The 19,977-nt window shown below is 73.3% G+C and carries 14 protein-coding genes; 8 read left to right on the forward strand and 6 right to left on the reverse strand.

Annotated features, from left to right (window positions below; genetic code table 11):
* Positions 1-5 precede the first annotated feature (5 nt).
* The 5 genes from GWK25_RS04695 (at position 6) to sucD (ending at position 7,799) form a co-directional block, all read left to right on the forward strand.
* On the forward strand, positions 6-2,408 hold the full coding sequence (locus tag GWK25_RS04695; protein ID WP_251828711.1) for a DUF5682 family protein: 2,403 nt from the start codon (positions 6-8) through the stop codon (positions 2,406-2,408).
* A gap of 157 nt (positions 2,409-2,565) precedes the next feature.
* Positions 2,566-3,732, forward strand: a complete 1,167-nt coding sequence (locus tag GWK25_RS04700; protein ID WP_215448612.1) for a VWA domain-containing protein — start codon at positions 2,566-2,568, stop codon at positions 3,730-3,732.
* A gap of 254 nt (positions 3,733-3,986) precedes the next feature.
* On the forward strand, positions 3,987-5,102 hold the full coding sequence (locus GWK25_RS04705; protein ID WP_215448613.1) for a hypothetical protein: 1,116 nt from the start codon (positions 3,987-3,989) through the stop codon (positions 5,100-5,102).
* A gap of 615 nt (positions 5,103-5,717) precedes the next feature.
* Positions 5,718-6,896: an ADP-forming succinate--CoA ligase subunit beta gene (gene sucC, locus GWK25_RS04710; protein WP_215448614.1), complete on the forward strand. Its 1,179-nt coding sequence runs from the start codon at positions 5,718-5,720 to the stop codon at positions 6,894-6,896.
* An 18-nt stretch (positions 6,897-6,914) separates the two neighbouring features.
* Positions 6,915-7,799, forward strand: a complete 885-nt coding sequence (gene sucD / locus GWK25_RS04715; RefSeq protein ID WP_215448615.1) for a succinate--CoA ligase subunit alpha — start codon at positions 6,915-6,917, stop codon at positions 7,797-7,799.
* A gap of 115 nt (positions 7,800-7,914) precedes the next feature.
* Here sucD and GWK25_RS04720 read toward each other — a convergent pair whose 3' ends face one another.
* Entirely contained in the window at positions 7,915-8,826 is a 912-nt protein-coding gene (locus tag GWK25_RS04720) for an RNA polymerase subunit sigma-70 (RefSeq protein WP_251828712.1), read from the reverse strand.
* A gap of 324 nt (positions 8,827-9,150) precedes the next feature.
* Between GWK25_RS04720 and GWK25_RS04725 the strand changes: the two genes are divergently transcribed.
* Positions 9,151-11,247, forward strand: coding sequence for a DUF6350 family protein (locus GWK25_RS04725; RefSeq protein ID WP_215448616.1), 2,097 nt, complete (start codon positions 9,151-9,153; stop codon positions 11,245-11,247).
* 70 nt (positions 11,248-11,317) lie between these two features.
* Here GWK25_RS04725 and GWK25_RS04730 read toward each other — a convergent pair whose 3' ends face one another.
* Positions 11,318-12,106, reverse strand: coding sequence for a hypothetical protein (locus GWK25_RS04730; protein ID WP_215457202.1), 789 nt, complete (start codon positions 12,104-12,106; stop codon positions 11,318-11,320).
* A gap of 372 nt (positions 12,107-12,478) precedes the next feature.
* Between GWK25_RS04730 and purN the strand changes: the two genes are divergently transcribed.
* Positions 12,479-13,108, forward strand: a complete 630-nt coding sequence (purN, locus tag GWK25_RS04735; protein ID WP_215448617.1) for a phosphoribosylglycinamide formyltransferase — start codon at positions 12,479-12,481, stop codon at positions 13,106-13,108.
* Positions 13,105-14,667: a bifunctional phosphoribosylaminoimidazolecarboxamide formyltransferase/IMP cyclohydrolase gene (purH, locus tag GWK25_RS04740; protein WP_215448618.1), complete on the forward strand. Its 1,563-nt coding sequence runs from the start codon at positions 13,105-13,107 to the stop codon at positions 14,665-14,667. The genes purN and purH overlap by 4 nt, the downstream gene beginning before the upstream one ends.
* A 94-nt stretch (positions 14,668-14,761) precedes the next feature.
* Here the strand turns inward: purH and GWK25_RS04745 are convergent, their stop codons facing one another.
* The 4 genes from GWK25_RS04745 to GWK25_RS04760 all read right to left on the reverse strand — a co-directional run bounded on the left by GWK25_RS04745 (position 14,762) and on the right by GWK25_RS04760 (position 19,866).
* Entirely contained in the window at positions 14,762-16,867 is a 2,106-nt protein-coding gene (locus GWK25_RS04745) for a serine/threonine-protein kinase (RefSeq protein WP_215448619.1), read from the reverse strand.
* Positions 16,868-17,010: 143 nt separating this feature from the next.
* Complete coding sequence (locus tag GWK25_RS04750) at positions 17,011-17,643, reverse strand: M23 family metallopeptidase (RefSeq protein ID WP_215448620.1); 633 nt, start codon at positions 17,641-17,643, stop codon at positions 17,011-17,013.
* Positions 17,644-17,764: 121 nt separating this feature from the next.
* Complete coding sequence (locus GWK25_RS04755; RefSeq protein ID WP_215448621.1) at positions 17,765-19,132, reverse strand: protein kinase; 1,368 nt, start codon at positions 19,130-19,132, stop codon at positions 17,765-17,767.
* Positions 19,129-19,866, reverse strand: a complete 738-nt coding sequence (locus GWK25_RS04760) for an FHA domain-containing protein (protein ID WP_215448622.1) — start codon at positions 19,864-19,866, stop codon at positions 19,129-19,131. The genes GWK25_RS04755 and GWK25_RS04760 overlap by 4 nt, the downstream gene beginning before the upstream one ends.
* Positions 19,867-19,977 lie beyond the last annotated feature (111 nt).

Here is a 19,977-nt window from a genome sequence, read left to right on the forward strand (position 1 = left end):
GGCCCTTGCTGCTGGGTGTTCGGCACCACGGGCCGGGGTCGGCCAGGGCGGTGCGGGCCGCTCTGGACGCGGCCCGGCCGCGGGTGCTGCTGATCGAGGGACCACCGGAGGCGGACGAGCTGATTCCGCTGGCGGCCGACGAGGACATGCGGCCCCCGGTCGCCCTCCTCGCCCACGCGGTCGACGAGCCCGGCCGGTCCTCCTTCTGGCCCTTCGCCGAGTTCTCCCCGGAGTGGGTGGCCATCCGCTGGGCCCTCGCCCACGACGTCCCCGCCCGTTTCATCGACCTGCCGGCCGCGCACTCCCTGGCCCGGGGGCACGAGGAGGACGCAGACGCCGAGCCGGAGGGGGCGGCCCCGTCGCCGGAGGAGGAACCGCTGCGGGGCGACCCGCTGGCCGCGCTCGCCGAAGCCGCCGGGTACGACGACGCCGAGCGGTGGTGGGAGGACGTGGTCGAGCACCGGGGGACGGGCGGGGACGCCTTCGCGCCGTTCACCGTGCTGGAGGAGGCCATGGGGGCGCTCCGGGAGACGTACGGCACCGGGGGCCGCGACCGGGACCTGGTCCGCGAGGCGCACATGCGGTTGCGGATCCGGGCCGCGCAGAAGGAGTTCGGGGACGCCGGTGTGGCCGTCGTGTGCGGGGCCTGGCACGTGCCCGCGCTGCGGCAGAAGCGGACCGTCGCGGCCGACCGGGCGTTGCTCAAGGGCCTGCCCAAGGTCAAGGCCGACATGACCTGGGTGCCGTGGACGAACCGGCGGCTGGCCCGGGCCGGCGGTTACGGCGCGGGCATCGACTCGCCGGGCTGGTACGGGCACCTGTTCGGCGCGCCCGACCGCCCCGTGGAACGCTGGCTCACCAAGGTGGCCGGGCTGCTGCGCGAGGAGGACCGGATCGTCTCCTCCGCGCACGTCATCGAAGCGGTACGGCTCGCCGAGACGCTCGCCGCGATGCGCGGCCGCCCGCTGCCCGGCCTCACCGAGACCACCGACGCCGTACGGGCGGTGATGTGCGACGGCTCGGACGTACCGCTGTCGCTGGTGCGGGACCGGCTGGTGGTCGGGGACGCCCTGGGGGAGGTGCCGGAGTCCGCGCCGGCGGTGCCGTTGCAGCGGGACCTCACCCGGCTCCAGCGGCGGCTGCGGCTCAAGCCCGAGGCGCTCGAGCGGGAGTTGGAACTCGACCTGCGGAAGGAGAACGACGCGGAGCGCAGCCGGCTGCTGCACCGACTGCGGCTGCTCGGCGTCGCCTGGGGCGAGCCGACCACCTCACGCGGCAGCACGGGCACCTTCCGGGAGACCTGGCGGCTGCGCTGGGAGCCCGAACTGTCCGTGCGCGTGGCCGAGGCCGGGGTGTGGGGGACCACCGTGCTCGCGGCGACGACCGCCAAGGCCGAGGCGGACGCCGTCACGGCCGGCTCCCTCGCCGACATCACCGGCCTCGCCGAGCACTGCCTCCTCGCCGAACTCCTGGACGCCCTGCCCGTGGTGATGCGTGTCCTCGCCGACCGCGCGGCCCTCGACGCCGACGTCGCCCACCTCGCCCAGGCGCTCCCGGCCCTCGTGCGCTCCCTGCGCTACGGCGACGTCCGCGCCACCGACACCCGGGCACTGGCCGAGGTCGCCGCCGGTCTCGCGGAGCGAGTCTTCGTCGGACTGCCACCCGCGTGCGCCGCGCTCGACACGGAGGCGGCCCAGGAGATGCGCCGCCATGTAGACGCCGTGCACGGGGCGGTGGGGCTGCTGGGCGACGCCGTGCCGGGGGAGCGGGCGTCAGGGGACGGCGGCCTGCGGCCCCGCTGGCACTCGGTGCTCCACGTCCTCGCGGGGCGGGACACGGTGCCCGGTGTCATACGGGGGCGTGCCGTACGACTCCTGCTGGACGACGGGGAGTTGGCCCAGGACGAGGCCGCCCGGCTCATGGGGCTCGTGCTCTCGCCGGGCACGGCACCGGCCGACGCGGCGGCCTGGATCGAGGGCTTCGTCGGCGGAGGCTCCGGCGGCGGGATGCTGCTCGTCCACGACGAACGGCTCCTGGGCCTGGTGGACGCCTGGCTCACCGGAGTTCCGGCGGACGCGTTCACGGACGTACTGCCTTTGCTGCGCCGGACGTTCTCGGCGTACGAGCCGGGGGTGCGCCGCACCCTCGGCGAGCTGGTCCGCCGCGGGCCGGGCCGGCCGACGGGCGTGGCGGCCGTCGGTGGCGGCATACCGGGCTTCGCCGACGAACTCGACGGCGACCGCGCGGACGCGGTGCTGCCGGTGGTGCGGCTCCTGCTGGGCCTGGACGACGCCCCCGAGGACGCTCAGGGCGCTCAGGGCGATCACGGAGACGGGGAGAGCGCCGAGCAGGGGAAGACGGATCACGAGAAGGCCGGCGACAACGACTTGGTGGGGGTGGCGGGATGACGAGTGACGGACTGCGCGAGCCCAGGCGGGCTGCCGCGGCGGGGGACGGCGGGGACGGGCGAGGACACGGACACGGACACGGGCCGCGCTCGGGCGACCGTCCGGCCACGGTCACCGTGATGCCTCTCTGGGCCCGGTTCCGTGCGGGGGTGGACCGATGACGGCAGGGGCCGGGGAGGATGCGGCCGCCGAGCGGTTGCGGCGGTGGCGGCTGGTGCTGGGCGGGGAGTCGGCGGACGGTACCGGGTGCGCGCTCGGCGGGCGGGACGCGGCGATGGACCAGGCGTTGACCGCCCTGTACGGGAAGGGCGACAAGTCGGGGACGGGGCGGGACCGTTCGGCGGGGCTCGGGGCGTCGGCGCCGTCCGTGGCGCGCTGGCTGGGGGACATCCGGACGTACTTCCCCTCCTCCGTCGTCCAGGTGATGCAGCGGGACGCGATCGACCGCCTGGGACTCTCCGCGCTGCTGCTGGAGCCGGAGATGCTGGAGGCGGTCGAGGCCGACGTCCACCTCGTCGGCACCCTGCTCTCCCTCAACAAGGCCATGCCGGAGACGACGAAGGAGACCGCGCGAGCCGTCGTGCGAAAGGTTGTCGAGGACCTGGAGAAGCGGCTCGCGACCCGCACCCGGGCCACCCTCACCGGCGCTCTCGACCGCAGCGCGCGCGTCAACCGGCCCCGCCACCACGACATCGACTGGAACCGCACGATCGCGGCCAACCTCAAGAACTACCTGCCGGAGTACCGGACCGTCGTGCCCGAGCGGCTCATCGGGTACGGACGGGCCTCGCAGTCGGTGAAGAAGGAGGTCGTCCTCTGCATCGACCAGTCGGGGTCCATGGCGGCGTCCGTCGTCTACGCCTCCGTGTTCGGGGCGGTGCTGGCGTCCATGCGGTCCATCAGCACCCGGCTCGTCGTCTTCGACACGGCCGTAGTCGACCTCACCGACCAGCTCGACGACCCGGTCGACGTCCTCTTCGGCACCCAGCTCGGCGGCGGCACGGACATCAACCGGGCCCTGGCGTACTGCCAGTCGCAGATCACCCGGCCCGCGGACACCGTGGTCGTGCTGATCAGCGACCTCTACGAGGGCGGCATACGCGACGAGATGCTGAAGCGGGTGGCGGCGATGAAGGCGTCGGGGGTGCAGTTCGTGACCCTGCTCGCCCTCTCCGACGAGGGAGCGCCGGCCTACGACCGTGAGCACGCGGCGGCCCTCGCGGCGCTCGGCGCACCGGCGTTCGCCTGTACGCCCGACCTCTTCCCGGAGGTGATGGCGGCGGCGATCGAGAAGCGGCCATTGCCCGTACCGGACAGCGTGTGAAGGCGGGGCGGCGGCCGCGCGTGACGGCGGAGCGGCCGCGACTGACGGCGGTCGTGGCCGACGTGGCAGGCGGTAACCGGACAAGGGAGGTTGAAAAACGGACATGAGAACGCGTCGGTGACAGGTGGCTTGCGCGGCGGCTGGCGTCCCGTGCGAGGATCGGCAACACTTCACAGCCCTCACACGGATGTTCGCATCTCGCGCATCTTCGCCCCGTACTCCGCCGTTCCGCCGCACCGGAGGATTTTTCCGTCTTGACCCCAGCGACCGTGTTTCCCGGTGCCGGTGGCGTCCTGCGCGTGCTGCGCGGGGCCGCCGGGTGCCGTCTGGTGCGCGTGGCGCTGTTGGTGGGTGGACTGTTCGTGCTGGGCGTCGTGTGCGGGGAGCGGGCGAGCGCCGCGGACGGGGCACCGGCTTCGCCGTCCCCGTCCCTCCTGACCGCCGTCACGCAGGACGTCGTACGGCCGGTCGTCGAGCGCAGGGTGCGGCCGGTCGCCGAGGCGGCCGTACCGGTCACCGGGACCGCCGTGAAACCCGCCGCGAAGCATGCGGCGCGGACCGTTGCCGAGCACGTGTCGCGGCCCGTCACCGAGCACGTGGTGCGGCCCGCCCCGCGGCCCCGGGCCGAGCGTGCGGCACGGCCCGTCACCGACCGGCTCGTGCGGTCGGCGACCGGACGAGCCGCTGAGGGAGTCACCGGCACAGTCCTGGAGCCGGTCGTCGGGGATGTCCTGCGGCCGGTCACCGAGTCGGTCGGGCGGCCCGTCACCGAGGGTGTCGTGGTGCCCGTGGGGGACCTCGTGGAGTCGGTGACCGGAGGGCTGGGCGGGGTGACGTCGCAGCTGCCGCCGGTGGCCCTGCCGCCGCTGCCCGGAGTGCCGGGGCTTCCGGAGGTGCCGCCCCTGCCCGGGCTGCCCGAATGGAACACCCTGCCCGTCGAGTCCCTGCCCGCCGGCGACGTGCCGCAGGAGTCGGGGCCGAAGGAGCCCGAGAACCCGGCCCCGGCCTCGGACGGCGGCGCCGGGCATGACGGAGGAGGGGCCACCGGTCCGGCTTCCGTCACGTACGGGCCGAAGGCCGTGGGCGGCGGTACGGACGCCGAGCCGACCCCTCGCCGGACCGCCGGTGACCTGGACGCAGAGGGCTCGCCCGGCGTCCGCGTGCCCACGCATCACGACCCGGACGGTGTTCCCACGGGTGCCCTCGGCCGGCACTCCGCCCTCGACAACGGCGGCCCCCGGCACGCCGAGCCGCACGCTGTCGCCGCTCTCGACCCGGCGCCGCTGAGCCTCGTGCCCGGCGCTCTCGCGGACGACACCCCGGGCGGGACCCGGGACCGGCACCGGGACATCCCCGAGTTCCCCGGCTGAGCGCAGGGCTCCCCGCCTCGCCAGACCTGTAGCTCCGAGGCGGCCACCCATCGGCCCGCCGTCCGGAGGCCCCTCCGCGGTGCGGAGGACCGGCGGACCACGAAGAGCGGCGGCTGGACCGCCCGCCCTTCCCGCCCTCAGGTCACCCCGATCCCCTTTCGTGCACCGCGCCGTCCCTACGCCGTAGGGGACGCGGCCACAGTCGACCGACCCTCCGTGCGGAAACCCGGACGGCCGAAAGCCGTCGGCCCGGTCCGGGCGGATGCCGGGGGCGGTGACGGACGGTCTCCCATGGGGAGGAGATCGCCCGTCGGGGGCCCTTCCACGTCGGTGGAGGGCCTCTGGGAACCTCACCGGACGTACCCCCGTCCGGTGAGGTTCCGCACGCGCGGCACGCGGTGCCAGTGAGCGCGGCATCATGTGACAGGTATCACCGCGCAGGTGTGACCCGCGATTTAGGGGGCTCCCGGAAGCAGCGATAACCTGCGAGACGGACATGCCGCGCGCTCGGACACCGTGTGCGCCTCTCTTGTGACTCTCGGCGGACGTCACGTTGCCCTTCGCGGCACGCCCACGCATAAGACGAACCGCGATCACTGATAGGGACGGAAGCGCGTGGACCTGTTCGAGTACCAGGCGAGGGACCTCTTCGCCAAGCACGGTGTACCGGTGCTGGCCGGTGAAGTCATCGACACGCCTGAGGCGGCGCGCGAGATCACCGAGCGGCTGGGCGGCAAGTCTGTCGTCAAGGCTCAGGTGAAGGTCGGTGGTCGAGGCAAGGCCGGCGGCGTCAAGCTCGCCGCCACCCCGGACGAGGCCGTCGCCCGTTCGACGGACATCCTCGGGATGGGCATCAAGGGCCACACGGTCCACAAGGTGATGATCGCCGAGACCGCTCCGGAGATCGTCGAGGAGTACTACGTCTCCTACCTCCTCGACCGCACCAACCGCACCTTCCTCTCCATCGCCTCCGTCGAGGGCGGCATGGAGATCGAGGAGGTGGCGGCCACCCGCCCCGAGGCCGTCGCCAAGACGCCCATCGACGCCAACGTGGGTGTGACCCCCGAGGTCGCCCGTGGCATCGTCGAGGCCGCGAACTTCCCGGCCGAGGTCGCCGACAAGGTCGCCGACATCCTCGTCACCCTGTGGAAGACCTTCATCGAGGAGGACGCCCTCCTCGTCGAGGTCAACCCGCTGGCGAAGGTCGCCTCCGGCGACGTCCTCGCCCTCGACGGCAAGGTCTCCCTGGACGAGAACGCGGACTTCCGCCACCCCGACCACGAGGAGCTCGTCGACCACGCGGCCGCGAACCCCCTCGAGGCCGCCGCCAAGGAGAAGAACCTCAACTACGTCAAGCTCGACGGTGAGGTCGGCATCATCGGCAACGGCGCGGGTCTCGTCATGAGCACCCTGGACGTCGTCGCGTACGCCGGTGAGAACCACGGCGGCGTCAAGCCCGCCAACTTCCTCGACATCGGCGGTGGCGCCTCCGCCGCCGTCATGGCGAACGGCCTGGAGATCATCCTCGGCGACCCGGACGTCAAGTCCGTCTTCGTCAACGTCTTCGGCGGCATCACCGCGTGCGACGAGGTCGCCAACGGCATCGTGCAGGCGCTGCAGCTCCTGAAGGACAAGGGCGAGGAAGTCACCAAGCCCCTCGTCGTCCGCCTGGACGGCAACAACGCCGAGCTGGGTCGCAAGATCCTCTCCGACGCCAACCACCCGCTGGTGCAGCGCGTGGACACCATGGACGGCGCGGCCGACAAGGCCGCCGAGCTCGCGGCTGCGAAGTAAGGACGAGGGAACACAGCCATGGCTATCTTCCTCAACAAGGACTCCAAGGTCATCGTCCAGGGCATGACCGGTGCCACGGGCATGAAGCACACCAAGCTCATGCTGGCCGACGGCACGAACATCGTCGGTGGCGTGAACCCCCGCAAGGCGGGCACCAGCGTCGACGTCGACGGCACCGAGATCCCGGTCTTCGGCACCGTCGCCGAGGCGATCGAGAAGACGGGCGCGAACGTATCCGTCCTCTTCGTACCGCCGGCCTTCGCCAAGGCCGCCGTCGTCGAGGCCATCGACGCCGAGATCCCGCTCGCGGTCGTCATCACCGAGGGCATCGCGGTCCACGACTCGGCCGCGTTCTACGCGTACGCCGTGTCGCAGGGCAACAAGACCCGGATCATCGGCCCGAACTGCCCGGGTCTGATCACCCCCGGTCAGTCGAACGCCGGCATCATCCCCGGTGACATCACCAAGCCGGGCCGCATCGGCCTGGTCTCGAAGTCCGGCACGCTGACGTACCAGATGATGTACGAGCTGCGTGACATCGGCTTCTCGTCGGCCGTCGGCATCGGTGGCGACCCGGTCATCGGCACCACGCACATCGACGCGCTCGCCGCGTTCGAGGCCGACCCCGACACCGACCTGATCGTGATGATCGGTGAGATCGGCGGCGACGCCGAGGAGCGGGCCGCCGACTTCATCAAGGCCAACGTGAAGAAGCCGGTCGTCGGTTACGTCGCCGGCTTCACCGCGCCCGAGGGCAAGACCATGGGCCACGCCGGCGCCATCGTCTCCGGCTCCTCCGGTACGGCCGCCGCGAAGAAGGAGGCCCTGGAGGCCGCAGGCGTCAAGGTCGGCAAGACGCCGACCGAGACGGCGAAGCTCGCGCGCGAGATCCTGGGCGGCTGACCTTCGGCTCGGCCGAGCCTTTCGTGGGCCCGCACCCCGGTCACGGGGTGCGGGCCCACTGGCGTCTCCGGGCGGGGCGGGTCCGCCTACGTTGCCGGTCAGTCGACGTCGCCGGTCAGTCGGCTTCCGGGTGGAGGCGTTCCGGCCCGGCGGCCGCCTCCGACCTGAGCTTGGCCCGGAGCTTCTGTTCGGTCTTGGAGAGGGGGCCGGGGGCCGCTCTCGGGGGCACGCCCTGGACCGGGGCGCCCGGCGGGACCGGACGCTCGTAGTGGTCGGGGGCGGTGTGGAGGGTGAGGGCGGTGGTGGTGAGGAGGAGGGTGGTGAAGGCGATCGCGGCGTGGATCCAGCGCCGGGCGCGCAGGTCGGCCTGGGCACGCAGGTCGACGGGCTGGGTCGGGCCGGGGCGGACGTCCGACGGGAGCGCGGCGAGGAGGCGGTTGAGGTCGTCGGGGGCGACCGGTTGGGGGAGGCGTGCGGTGACGTTCTCGCGGGCGTAGAGGAGGCGGCCGGCCGTGGCGGGTGTGCTGGCCTCCGTCTCGGCGGCCGTGTCGGGCAGGTCGAGGCCGACGCCATCGTAGAGGAGCAGGGTCCGGCGGTACGGGGGCGGCAGTTCCAGGAGGGCGGTCAGCAGAGCCCGGTCGGCGGGGTCGGCCGGGGGTGGTTCGCGGCGCTGGAAGGGCCGGGGGTGCAGTCGGCGCCAGGGGGAGAGGGCGTAGTCGTGCGCAGCCGCCCGCACCCAGCCCGCGGGGTCGCGGTCGACCGCCACCTCCGGCCAGCGGTGCCAAGCGAGTTGGAAGGCGCGCTCGACGGCCTCACGTGCGAGGCGGCGCTGCCCGGTGAGCAGATAGGTCTGCTGTACGAGGGTGGGGGCGCAGTACGCGTAGAGCGCGTCGAAGGCCTGGGCGGGCGTCAGGCGCGGTGAGGACGGGACCGAGTCAGAGGTCGGACCGTCGGCGTCGGTGCCGAGGGGCTGCTGGTACCACTCGGCCTCGCCCTGGACGGCCGGCTCGACGGAAGGCGCGGCCATGGTTCCGGATGAGGTTCCGTTCTCAGCGCCGAAGCCCACCCCGACGCCCGTTCTGGCGCCGGTGCCGGTGCCGGTGCCGGTGCCGGTGCCGTTTCCGGCTCCGTTTCTGGTTCCAGCTCTGGTGCCAGCTCTGCTTCCCCTCCCGGCTCCCGTCCTGTTTCGATGTCCGGTTCCGGGCTCGACCCCGGGCGCGGTCACCGGGTCGCCTCCCGTCGTGGCGACCTCCGTCGGACCAACCCTCGTACGAAAAAACACATAAGCACATATTGGGCGACACGTGCAGGAAACGTCCGTTACGCCGGTAAAGCGCGTGTCGTTGGGAGCATGGCCGACGTGACGCACGCGACCGACCCGAACGACCCGGCCACCGGGCCGGGCCACCCCATCGGCCACGCCTGGCCGGCATCGTCCACGGCACCCGGGATGCCTCTCAGACAGGGGGAGTCGACGGCCTCCCTGTATTCGTCGTCGCCGCGGTCCCCCCTCTCGCCGTTGTTCCGGAGGGCGCGCCGCCGGTCGTCCAAGCTCGTCTCCGGGGTGCTGGGCGGAGCCCTCGCGGCGGGCCTCGGGTGCGCGGTCTTCACCGCGCTCGTGACCGTGCTCTGGATCAGTTCGCCGTACCCGGACAGCGGGCCCGGCGGGGCGCTGCACGTGGCGGCGGCCCTGTGGCTGCTCTCCCACGGCGTGGAACTCGTCCGCACCGACACGCTCTCCGGTGCCCCCGCCCCGGTCGGCCTCGTCCCTCTCCTCCTGCTCGCGCTGCCGGTGGTCCTGCTGCACCGTTCGGCCCGCGACCACGCGGGGGACGGTTCCGGGGTGAGCGCCCGGGCGACCTGGGCCGGACTCGTCATCGGATACGGGACCGTCGGCGCGGTGGTCACGCTGTACGCCTCCGGGGGCGTGCTGCGCCCGTCGTGGCTGTGGGCCGCGCTCTGCGTACCGCTGCTGGCGGCGCTCGCGGCGGGTACGGGGGTGTGGGCGGCGCGCAGGGGCTCCCGGCTGCCCCTGCCCGCGCTCCTCGGGGGCGCCCCCGGGACGGAAGGGCGGCGGCAGCTGGCGGCCACCGCCGGACGGGCCGCCGGGGCGGGTGTGCTCGTGCTGACCGGCGGGGGTGCCCTGCTGGTGGCCGTGTCCCTGGTCTGGCACGGAACGGCGACCCGTGACTCGTTCCTCCAGCTGACCGAGGGGCTGTCCGGGCGGTTCGCCGTCCTGCTGCTCTGCGTGGCCCTCGTCCCGAACGCGGCGCTGTGGGCGGCGGCGTACGCGCTCGGGCCGGGCTTCGTGCTGAGCACCGGGCACACCGTCGCGCCGTTGAGCGCGGCCGCTCCCGCCGCGTTCCTGCCGTCCTTCCCGTTGCTCGCCGCCGTCCCGGCGGGCGGGGGTGCGCCTGCGTACTGGACGGTGGGGGCGGTGCCGCTGGCCGCGGGGGTGACGGTCGGGTGGTTCATCGCGGGGCGGGCCGCCGCCGACCGGTCGACGCCGTGGACCGTACGGCGTACGGCAACCGCCGCTCTCCTCGCGGCGCTGCTGTCCGCCGCGGCCTTCGCCCTCCTCGCCCACCTCGCCGGAGGACCTCTCGGCGTTGCCGCGCTCACCGACTTCGGTCCCGTGTGGTGGCGTGCGGGCGGCGCGGCCGGTGCCTGGGTGGGAGCGGTCGCACTCCCGGTCGCGCTGACGACGCGCTGGGCCCGGGTACGGCCCCGAAAGCCCAAGGCTGTCGCGCCGACCACCGGCCCACGAACGGCGGCCGGGGTGCCGGGGGCGAGGGGGGCCGGGCGGGAGAGGACGACCGGGGCGCCGGGGGCTGCGACGGGGCGCGGTAAGGCGGTGGCGGCGCCGGAGGGTGGAACGGGGCGGGAGAGGGTGCTGGAGGCATCGGTGGCTGAGGTGGACCAGGAGAAAGCGCAAGGGGCAAAGGCCGGGCGCGATCAGGTGGGGGATGCGGCGGAGGACGGCCCGGTGAAGGACGGCCCGGTGAAGGACGGCGCGGTGAAGGACGGCGCGGCGGACGAGTCGGGGGCAGAGACGGCACGGGAAAAGACGGCGCGGGAGGAGGTGGCACGGCAGGAAACGGCGCGGGAGGAAACGGCGCGGGAGGAGGCGGCGCGGGGTGGCGGTCCCGTCCAAGCGGCCGCCGTCTCCCCGTCACCGCCCGTCTGGGACCCCGCCTCGCGTGCAGCCCGCTGGGCGGCGCTGCGCGAGGCGTTGACGCTCGGGGGCGAAAGTGACCGAACCCCCGGCCCTTCCGGCGATGGCCGCTCCGATAGCGGTGTCGCCGCCTTGGCCTCGGCTTCTACCCCTACCCCTGCCCCGGCTTCCACCGCTGCCTCTACCCCCGCCCCTGCCCCTGTCTCTCCCGCGCCCGAGAGCGCGCCGGGGGCCGACACCGGCGCCGAGCTCAGGCCAGGAGAAGCGCCCTGACCAGGGCGAAGGCGCCGGCCGTGGTCGTCCTCGGCGGCGCCTTCGTGGTGTTGACCGCTGTGCCGGGCGGCTACTGCGCGCCCAGTACCTCCCGCAGCGGGCCCTCCGGGAGGAGGTCCTTGCAGGACTTGGCGGAGACCGTGGTGAGGGAGTCGTCGACGCAGGTGTAGTAGTCGCGGTAGACGAACTGCGCCGTGAAGGTGACGGCGACGATCGTGAGCGCGATCGTGGAGGTCACCAGGCCGCTGATGGCCGCCGTCCGCTGGGGGCGACCGCTCGGCTCGGACGTCGCCGGCCGGGACGGATCCGGGCCGGCCGGCTTCGCCCGCAGCGCGCTGACGGCCCAGTACACGGCCAGCGAACCGAGCAGCAGCGCCACGTACGGCCAGGCGAAGAGCGCGAAGAAGAAGGCCCACATACCGCTGAGCAACGAGTACCGTGCGCGCCGTTGGGCCGGGTCCGTCGGGTCCCAGCGCAGCCCGCTGCCCGGCCCGCCTTCGGGGCCCTGCCCGGAACCGCCGGGTCCACCCGGTCCGCCCTGGCCGCCGGGACGGTCACCGAAGTGTCCGCCGGACGAGCGGCCGGGCTGCCGGTCGCTCCACTGACTGCCCCACGGCGAGTGACCACCACCGCGCCCCGCTCCGTCGCCGGAACCCCGGCCGTCGGGCCGGCGTGGCTGCCACGGCCGGTCGGGCGCGCCCTCGGGCGGCGGCGCGAACGGATTGTCGTCCGAAGAGCCTGAGCCCTGGCCCCGCCCGGGCTGCTCGGGGGCGGCGTCCTCGCTCTCGCGCGGGGGCGTGGGCGAGGAACTCCGCTCGCGCAGCAGGAGCGAAGGAAGGCGGAGGCTGCGGTCCGGCATCAGGAGTGCGTCTTCCCCTTGGTGAATACGGTTGGTGGTGTGCGCGGCGGCGACGTCGGTGGTGGACCCAGTCACGATCTCGGCGCTGAGATCCACTGGTAGGGCATGAGCAGGCACTCCGTGAACGCCCCGCACACCGACCGCGTTCCCGAGCCCACTCCTGGCAGACGCTACCTCCCGGCCACGCCCCCGTCCCACGGGGGCCGTCCGAAGTGCCGGTATCGTTGCTGACGGTCGGCCGCTTCGTAGACTTCCCCGTATCGGGGGACGCGAAGCATTCGTAGGAATGTACAAGCGCGCAGGTGTACCGCATGCACCGGCGCGGTCGGCGGACCCGAACGTCCCCGCAGAACCCGTAGAAAGGGCCCCACTGTGGCCGCCAAGCCCGTGGCCAAGCGCCTCGTCGTGCTGGTCTCCGGATCCGGCACCAACCTCCAGGCGCTGCTGGACGCCATCGCGACGACCGGCGTCGAGGCATACGGCGCCGAGATCGTGGCCGTCGGAGCCGACCGCGGCGGGATCGAGGGACTCGCCCGCGCCGAGCGCGCCGGGCTGCCGACCTTCGTCTGCCGGGTCAAGGACCACGCGACGCGTGAGGAGTGGGACACGGCGCTCGCCGAGGCCGTCGCCGCCCACGAGCCCGATCTCGTCGTCTCCGCCGGGTTCATGAAGATCGTGGGGAAGGAGTTCCTCGCGCGGTTCGGCGGCCGGTTCGTCAACACCCACCCGGCTCTCCTCCCCAGTTTCCCGGGGACCCACGGGGTGCGGGACGCGCTCGCGTACGGCGCGCGGGTCACCGGCTGCACCGTCCACTTCGTCGACGACGGCGTCGACACCGGGCCGATCATCGCGCAGGGCGTGGTGGAGATCCGGGACGAGGACGACGAGAGCGCTCTGCACGAGCGCATCAAGGAAGTCGAGCGAAGGCTGCTCGTCGATGTCGTGGGGCGGCTCGCCCGCAACGGCTATCGCATTGAGGGACGAAAGGTAGTTATCCAGTGACCGCCGACATCAACAAGCGGCCCCTTCGCCGGGCGCTCGTCAGCGTCTACGACAAGACCGGGCTGGAGGACCTGGCGCGCGGGCTGCACGAGGCCGGTGTCGAGCTCGTCTCCACCGGCTCCACGGCCGCGAAGATCGCCGCCGCGGGCGTCCCCGTCACCAAGGTCGAGGAGCTCACCGGCTTCCCCGAGTGCCTGGACGGCCGGGTCAAGACCCTGCACCCCAAGGTTCACGCGGGCATCCTCGCCGACCTCCGGCTGGAGGACCACCGGCGCCAGCTCGCCGAGCTGGGCGTCGAGCCGTTCGACCTCGTCGTCGTGAACCTCTACCCGTTCCGGGAGACCGTCGCCTCCGGCGCCACCCCCGACGAGTGCGTCGAGCAGATCGACATCGGCGGCCCCTCGATGGTCCGCGCCGCCGCGAAGAACCACCCCTCCGTGGCGGTCGTCACCAGCCCCGCCCGGTACGCGGACGTCCTCGCCGCCGTGCAGGACGGCGGGTTCGACCTCACCACCCGCAAGCGGCTCGCCGCCGAGGCCTTCCAGCACACGGCCGCGTACGACGTGGCCGTGGCCTCCTGGTTCGCCTCGTCCTACGCGCCCGCCGACGACTCGCAGTTCCCCGACTTCCTCGGGGCCACCTGGGAGCGCGCGCACACCCTGCGCTACGGCGAGAACCCGCACCAGCCGGCCGCGCTGTACGTCTCCGGGACCGGCGGTCTCGCCGAGGCCGAGCAGCTGCACGGCAAGGAGATGTCGTACAACAACTACACGGACACGGACGCCGCGCGCCGTGCCGCGTACGACCACGACGAGCCGGCCGTCGCGATCATCAAGCACGCGAACCCCTGCGGTATCGCGGTCGGCGCGGATGTCGCCGAGGCGCACCGCAAGGCGCACGCCTGTGACCCGCTGTCCGCGTTCGGCGGTGTGATCGCCGTCAACCGGCCGGTCAGCAAGGAGATGGCCGAGCAGGTCGCGGAGATCTTCACCGAGGTCATCGTCGCGCCCGACTACGAGGAGGGGGCCCTGGAGGCCCTCGCCAAGAAGAAGAACATCCGGGTGCTGAAGGCGCCGGGCGCGCCTGCCGCGCCGGTGGAGCTGAAGCCCGTCGACGGCGGCGCGCTGCTCCAGGTGACCGACCGGCTCCAGGCCGACGGCGACGACCCGGCGAACTGGACCCTCGCGACCGGCGACGCCCTCTCCGCCGACGAGCTGGCCGAGCTGGCGTTCGCCTGGAAGGCCTGCCGCGCGGTGAAGTCCAACGCCATCCTGCTCGCCAAGGACGGCGCGTCGGTCGGTGTGGGGATGGGGCAGGTCAACCGCGTCGACTCCTGCAAGCAGGCGGTCGAGCGGGCCGGCGCCGAGCGCGCGCGGGGCTCGTACGTCGCCTCGGACGCGTTCTTCCCGTTCCCGGACAACATCGACGTGCTGGGTGCGGCCGGCGTCAAGGCCATCGTGCAGCCGGGCGGTTCGGTCCGTGACGAGCTGGTCGTCGAGGCCGCGCAGAAGGCCGGGATCACGATGTACTTCACGGGGACGCGGCACTTCTTCCACTGATCCCACCGAGTGGATGCGCTGAAGGCGTGAGACACGGGGCCCGTCGGTTCGTCCGACGGGCCCCGATTCGTACGTGTGCGCCGCGGGCCGCTCGCTACGTCGTGGCGCGCAGTGCCGCCCAGGTGTCGGGCCCGACCTGGCCGTCGATCTCCAGCCCCTTCGCTGTCTGGAACCGCCTGACCGCCGACTCCGTGTCCTTGCCGAACTTGCCGTCCACGCCCGAGTCGCCGACGCCGTAGCCGCGTTTCTGCAGCATGCACTGCACCTGGACGACGCGTTGGCCCTCGTCGCCCCGGTCGGTGAGTTCGGTGCCGGAGTAGTAGGTGCACTGGGAGATCCACGCGGGGGTGGCGGGCTTCGTCGCGGTCCTGGTGGGGGTGGGTGCGGGGCTGGTCGCTGCCGCGTCGCCGTCACCGCCCGGGGAACCTCCGGCGCCGGGGGTGGGGTCGGCCGTGTCGTCAGGAGCGGCGTCGGTCGTCTCCGCCGAGGGCCGCGCGGACGGACTCTTCTCGTCGCCCTTCTCCCCGTCCTTCTCGGCGGAGGGCGAGGGCGATTCGGAGGACCCCGGCAGCGGCGCCGCCGCCTTCCCGTCGGGCGCGGTGGCCGTACCGGCGGTCGGCTTGGCGGCCGCGGCCTCCTCGACGGGCTTCCGGGTGACGAGGAACGCCCCCACGGCCACCGCGCAGATCGCCAACACGGCCACGACGACGAAGTAGGGCCGCCTCCGCCGCCGGGGCGCGACCGACGTGACCGTGGGCCCCTGGCCGCCGCCGGAGGCCGGCGGTCCTGCGTATGGGCCGGGCGAGGGAGTAGGCGGACCGTACGCCCCGATCGGCGTCACGGCTCCGTACGCCGTGGCCGACACCGGCGTTCCGTACGCCGTGCCTGACGTCGCGGCTCCGTACGCCGTGGTCGCGATCGGCGCTCCGTACGGCCCGGCAGGCGTGGGCGCTCCGTAGGAACCGGCGGGCGTGGACGCCTGGTGAGGCCCGGCCGGCGCGGAGCCGCCGTGCGCAGCGTCGGTCGGCGTCGCGCTGTGACCGCCGGGCGACGCGGGCGCCCCTTGGGCCCCAGCCTCCGTGGCCGCCGCCCCCTGCTCGCCCGGCGGCGGTGTCGGGGTTGTGGCGCGTCGGGTCGGGAGGCGGAGGCGGGCCGTGTCCTGGGCCGTGGCGTGGGCCAGGGACGCACAGGACTCCCGGCGGGCGAGGACGCGGGAGTTCAGGGGGTCGGGCCAGGGGCGGCCGGTGTCGGCGGCGGCCTCGACGAGGCCGGCCGGGGTGGGGCGGTCGGCCGGGTTCTTGGCGAGGCAGGCGGTGAGAAGGGCGGCCAGCGCCGGGTCGGCCGAGGCCAGTTCGGACATCAGCGCCGGCTTGGGTTCCTCGAAGGCGACCCGGTGCATGACGTCGACGCCGGTGCCGTCGCCGAACGGAGCGTGGCCGGTGACGGCGTACACGAGGGTCCCGGCGAGGGAGAAGACATCCGAGGCGGTGTCGCAGCGGCCGTCCCTGAGGTACTCGGGGGACATGTAGGCGGGAGTGCCGACGCGGCTGCCCGTGGTGGTGATCGCGCTGCTGTCCACCGCCTGCGAGATGCCGAAGTCGATGACGTGGACGCCGTCGGCGGAGAGCAGGACGTTGGAGGGCTTGAGGTCGCGGTGGACCACCCCGGCCGCCGCCAGCGCCGACAGGGCCCGGCCGAGTTCGCCCACCAGCCGCCAGACCGCCGAGGGCGGCAGCGTGCCGCAGTCGCGGACCGCGTCCGTGAGGTTGAGGCCCGGCAGATACTCCGTGGCCATCCAGAGGAGTTCGCGCCCGTGCTCGTCCTCGGGTTCGAAGCCGGTGCCGAGCAGCCGTGGCGCGTAGGGCGTGCGGACCCGGTCGTGCACGCCCGCCTCGCGCTGGAACCGGCGCCGGAACTCCGTGTCCTCGGCGTACTCCGGCCGGATCACCTTCACCGCGGCGAGCCCGGGGGCGTCGTCGGCGGGCCGGGCCAGATACACCCGGCCCATTCCGCCACTGCCGAGCAGCCCGAGCGGCACGTACGGCCCGAGGCGCGCGGGATCCGAGGCCCGCAGGGGGGTCGCGCCGGCCAGTTCCAGCGCGGTGTCACGCGATGCCGGGGAGTCGGACGAGGGGGAGCCGGACGAGGGGGAGTGGGACGCCGGGGAGTGCGACGGCGGTCCGGGCCGCTGGTCTGACATGGGTCCCCCGGGTGGTGTTCTCTCTGGTCGTGCGCTGCCTCAACGGTCCCATGGGCAACACGAGTTGACGAGAGAGTACCGTGCGGGCGACGCCGGGAACGGCCGCCGGAGCAGGTCCGGCGGGCCGTCGCGGGCGGGCCGTATCAGCAGTTCTTGCTCACGACGTCCGTCCACGTCTTGCCCGCGCCCGTGTACGCCTTGCCGTTGAAGTGCACCGGCTTGCGGTGCTTCTCGGTCGGGACCCCGTTGGTCCGGTACCGCTGCTCGTAGTGCAGGTGGGCGTGGTTGCCGCTGTTGTTGCCGGTGGCACCGATCCGGCCGATCTGCTTCTTCGCGGAGACGTTCTGGCCCACCTTGACGTACTTGGTGGCGCTGTCCTTCAGGTGGTAGTACGCCGTGTACCAGCCGCCACCGTGGTTGATGATGATCATGTTGCCGGCGCCGGAGTCCTTGTAGGCCTTGACGACCTTGCCCTTGTAGCCGGGGTAGACGGGCCTCCCGGAGGAGCCCGGGTTCCCCTTCACCACGATGTCGATGGCCGGGTTGTGGCCCCAGGTGTCGATCCGCCAGTGGGTGTTGCACTGGAACGGCATCTGGAACTTCGGCTTGGCCGCCGCGGCCACGTCACCCGCTGTGGCCGCGGCAGTCGGCGCGGCCGCGGCCGAACCCCCGGCTGCCAGGCCGAAGGAGAGCGCCACGGCGGTCGCGGCGAGCGCGATGGCCGTCCTGCGCCGTACGGCCGTGGCTGTGCTCGGTGCCGTTGTGGTCGTCGTCATGATTTCCCCGTTTCCCCGTGGGTTCTTGTCGGTGTTCGCTGTGAACGCCTCAAGCATCCGCGCGCGGCCCCCGCCCCGGTACCTCGAAGGTCATAGGGTCAGGTGGTCGGCGGCTCGCCGCTCAGCACGCCTCCACCCACTCGTGGGAGCGGAGCACGAGGCCCTCGGGGTAGTTGACCTTGGCGTTCTCCTGGACACAGCCGAACGGTCCCTTGCGGTTCGGCTCGCGGAAGAGTTCGACGTCTGCGTGCGGGTCGCCCGAGTAGCCGTTGTTGAAGACCGACCTGGGCCTGGTGTCCTTCGCCCAGTCGCAGGTGATGATCCCGCCCAGCCAGTCGTCGTCGTACTCGTACCAGGCGCACATCTCGCCCTGTCCGTCCGCGCCGGTGAAGAAGCAGACGTCTCCCCGGTCGCAGCGCTCGTAGCCCTGCGGGGCGGGTTCACGCAGGGCCAGCAGACCGGCCGTGGCGAGGGACACGACCGTGAGCGCGGCCAGTCCGCCCAGCAGGGCGGGGTGGGGGCCGCGCCTCGGCCGGAGCCGGGGCAGTCGTGGGGAGCGCGCCGCTCCGGCCGCCGTCTCGACGCGGCGGAGCAGGGACGAGGCGGTGCACGGGGCGCGCGCGGCGTGCGTCGGGGCCAGGCAGTCGGTGACGATCTGCCGCCAGGGGCCGGGCAGTTCGGGGGAGATCCGTAGCTCCTCCTGGCCGCTCGCGTAGCGCAGGACCGCGTCCCTGCGGGCGGGCGGGGTGGCGCCCGGGAAGGGCGGGCCGCCGGTCAGGACCAGGTGGGCGAGGACGCCGAAGGCCCAGATGTCAGCGGTCGGACGGGTCCGGTGCCCGTTCTCGCCGACCTCGGCCCAGAGCAGCTCGGGCGGGGTGTAGTCGGGGGTGGCGAACGCCGGGGAGTAGGCATGGGTGCCGTCCAGCTCGGCGGCCAGGTTGAAGTCGGCCAGCCGTACCGAACCGTCCGCCATCAGCAGTACGTTGGCGGGCTTGAGGTCGCCGTGCACCCAGCCCGCGTGGTGGAGGTGGGCGATCCCCTCGCAGATCTGGGCGAGGAGCGAGGGTCCGCCCGGCAGCGCGACGGCCCGCTGCCCCCGCGCCTGCCCGGCCAGCCGGTCGATCAACTGGTCGAGGGAGCCCTCGGCACGCTCCAGTACGAGGACGGAGGCGCCGTCGAGCAGTGGGTCCGACGGGTCGTCGACGGTGAGCGTCTCGTACATGCGGATGAGGCGCGGACGGCGCAGGCGGAGCAGCAACTCCTTCTCGCGCTCGGCGAGTTCCTGGAGGTGCCGCAGCTGGCGCGGGGTGCGGGTGCCGGTGGGGTGGAACTTCAGGGCGGCCTCGGTGGGCAGCCCCTCGGCCGGTTCCGTGCGCCTGGCTGCGTACACCGTCCCGAAGGCCCCGGAGGCCAGCGGCTCACGGATCTCCCAGCCGCCGACGCGATACCCCTTCGGCACCGGTACGGCGTACGTCTCCTCCGCGCTCATCGGCCCGCCCCGCCCTTCAGCAGGGCCAGGTCGGCCTCGCGGACGAGGTCGAAGCGCAGGGCCAGGGAGACCAGGCGGTCCTTCTTGCCGTTGAGGCGGGTGCCGCCGGGCGGCGCGGACTCCGGGGCCGGCTTCAGGCGCAGTTTGACGGCCAGGTAGTCGATGTTCCACTGCACGGCCGTGCGGGACACCGACGGCCAGCAGGGGCGCAGCAGTTCGACCAGCTCGTCGGCGGTGGCGAGCGCGGCGTGCGGTTCGCCGCGCAGTCGTGGCGCGCACAGGGCGGCCAGCACCTGGAAGTAGCGCCGGCCCCGGTCGAGCGGGAACGCGGACGCGGTGGGCGAGCCGTCGCGAGGACCGGCCTGGTCGAGGAAGTCGTGGCGCGGGGCCCAGACGTCGAAGCTGAGCAGCTCGTTGCCCGCGGGCAGCACCACCCGCGAGAACTCGAACGGCACCGGCGCGTCCAGCCGCCCCGGCGCGACCTTGATGTGTTCGCCGGCGCCCTCCGGGTTCTCCACCACGTACGTCTGTGCGCGGCTCAGATTGCTGAGCGTCCAGTAGGCGCCCGTGGCCGTGATCTCCCCGGCCTCCCGGGAGACCCCTTCGTGCGCCAGGGCCAGATGCGGGGCACCCGGCCGTGCCGTACGGCCGAAGGGCAGGGACTCGCCGGGGGCGAGTCGGAACTGTTCGCCCGGACGTGCTCCGTCGACGGGCACGACGATGATGCTGTGCATGACTGGTTCCTCCCCCGAGGCAGACATGGACGGGTCAGGCTACGGCGACAGGAGGCAGACGCCTCAGGTCCGGCACATCCCGCGTTTCCGAAGAAGAACCTGTCAAAGCGA

This window comes from Streptomyces sp. ATCC 21386 (assembly GCF_018728545.1).
In the GTDB taxonomy this organism is placed as follows: domain Bacteria; phylum Actinomycetota; class Actinomycetes; order Streptomycetales; family Streptomycetaceae; genus Streptomyces.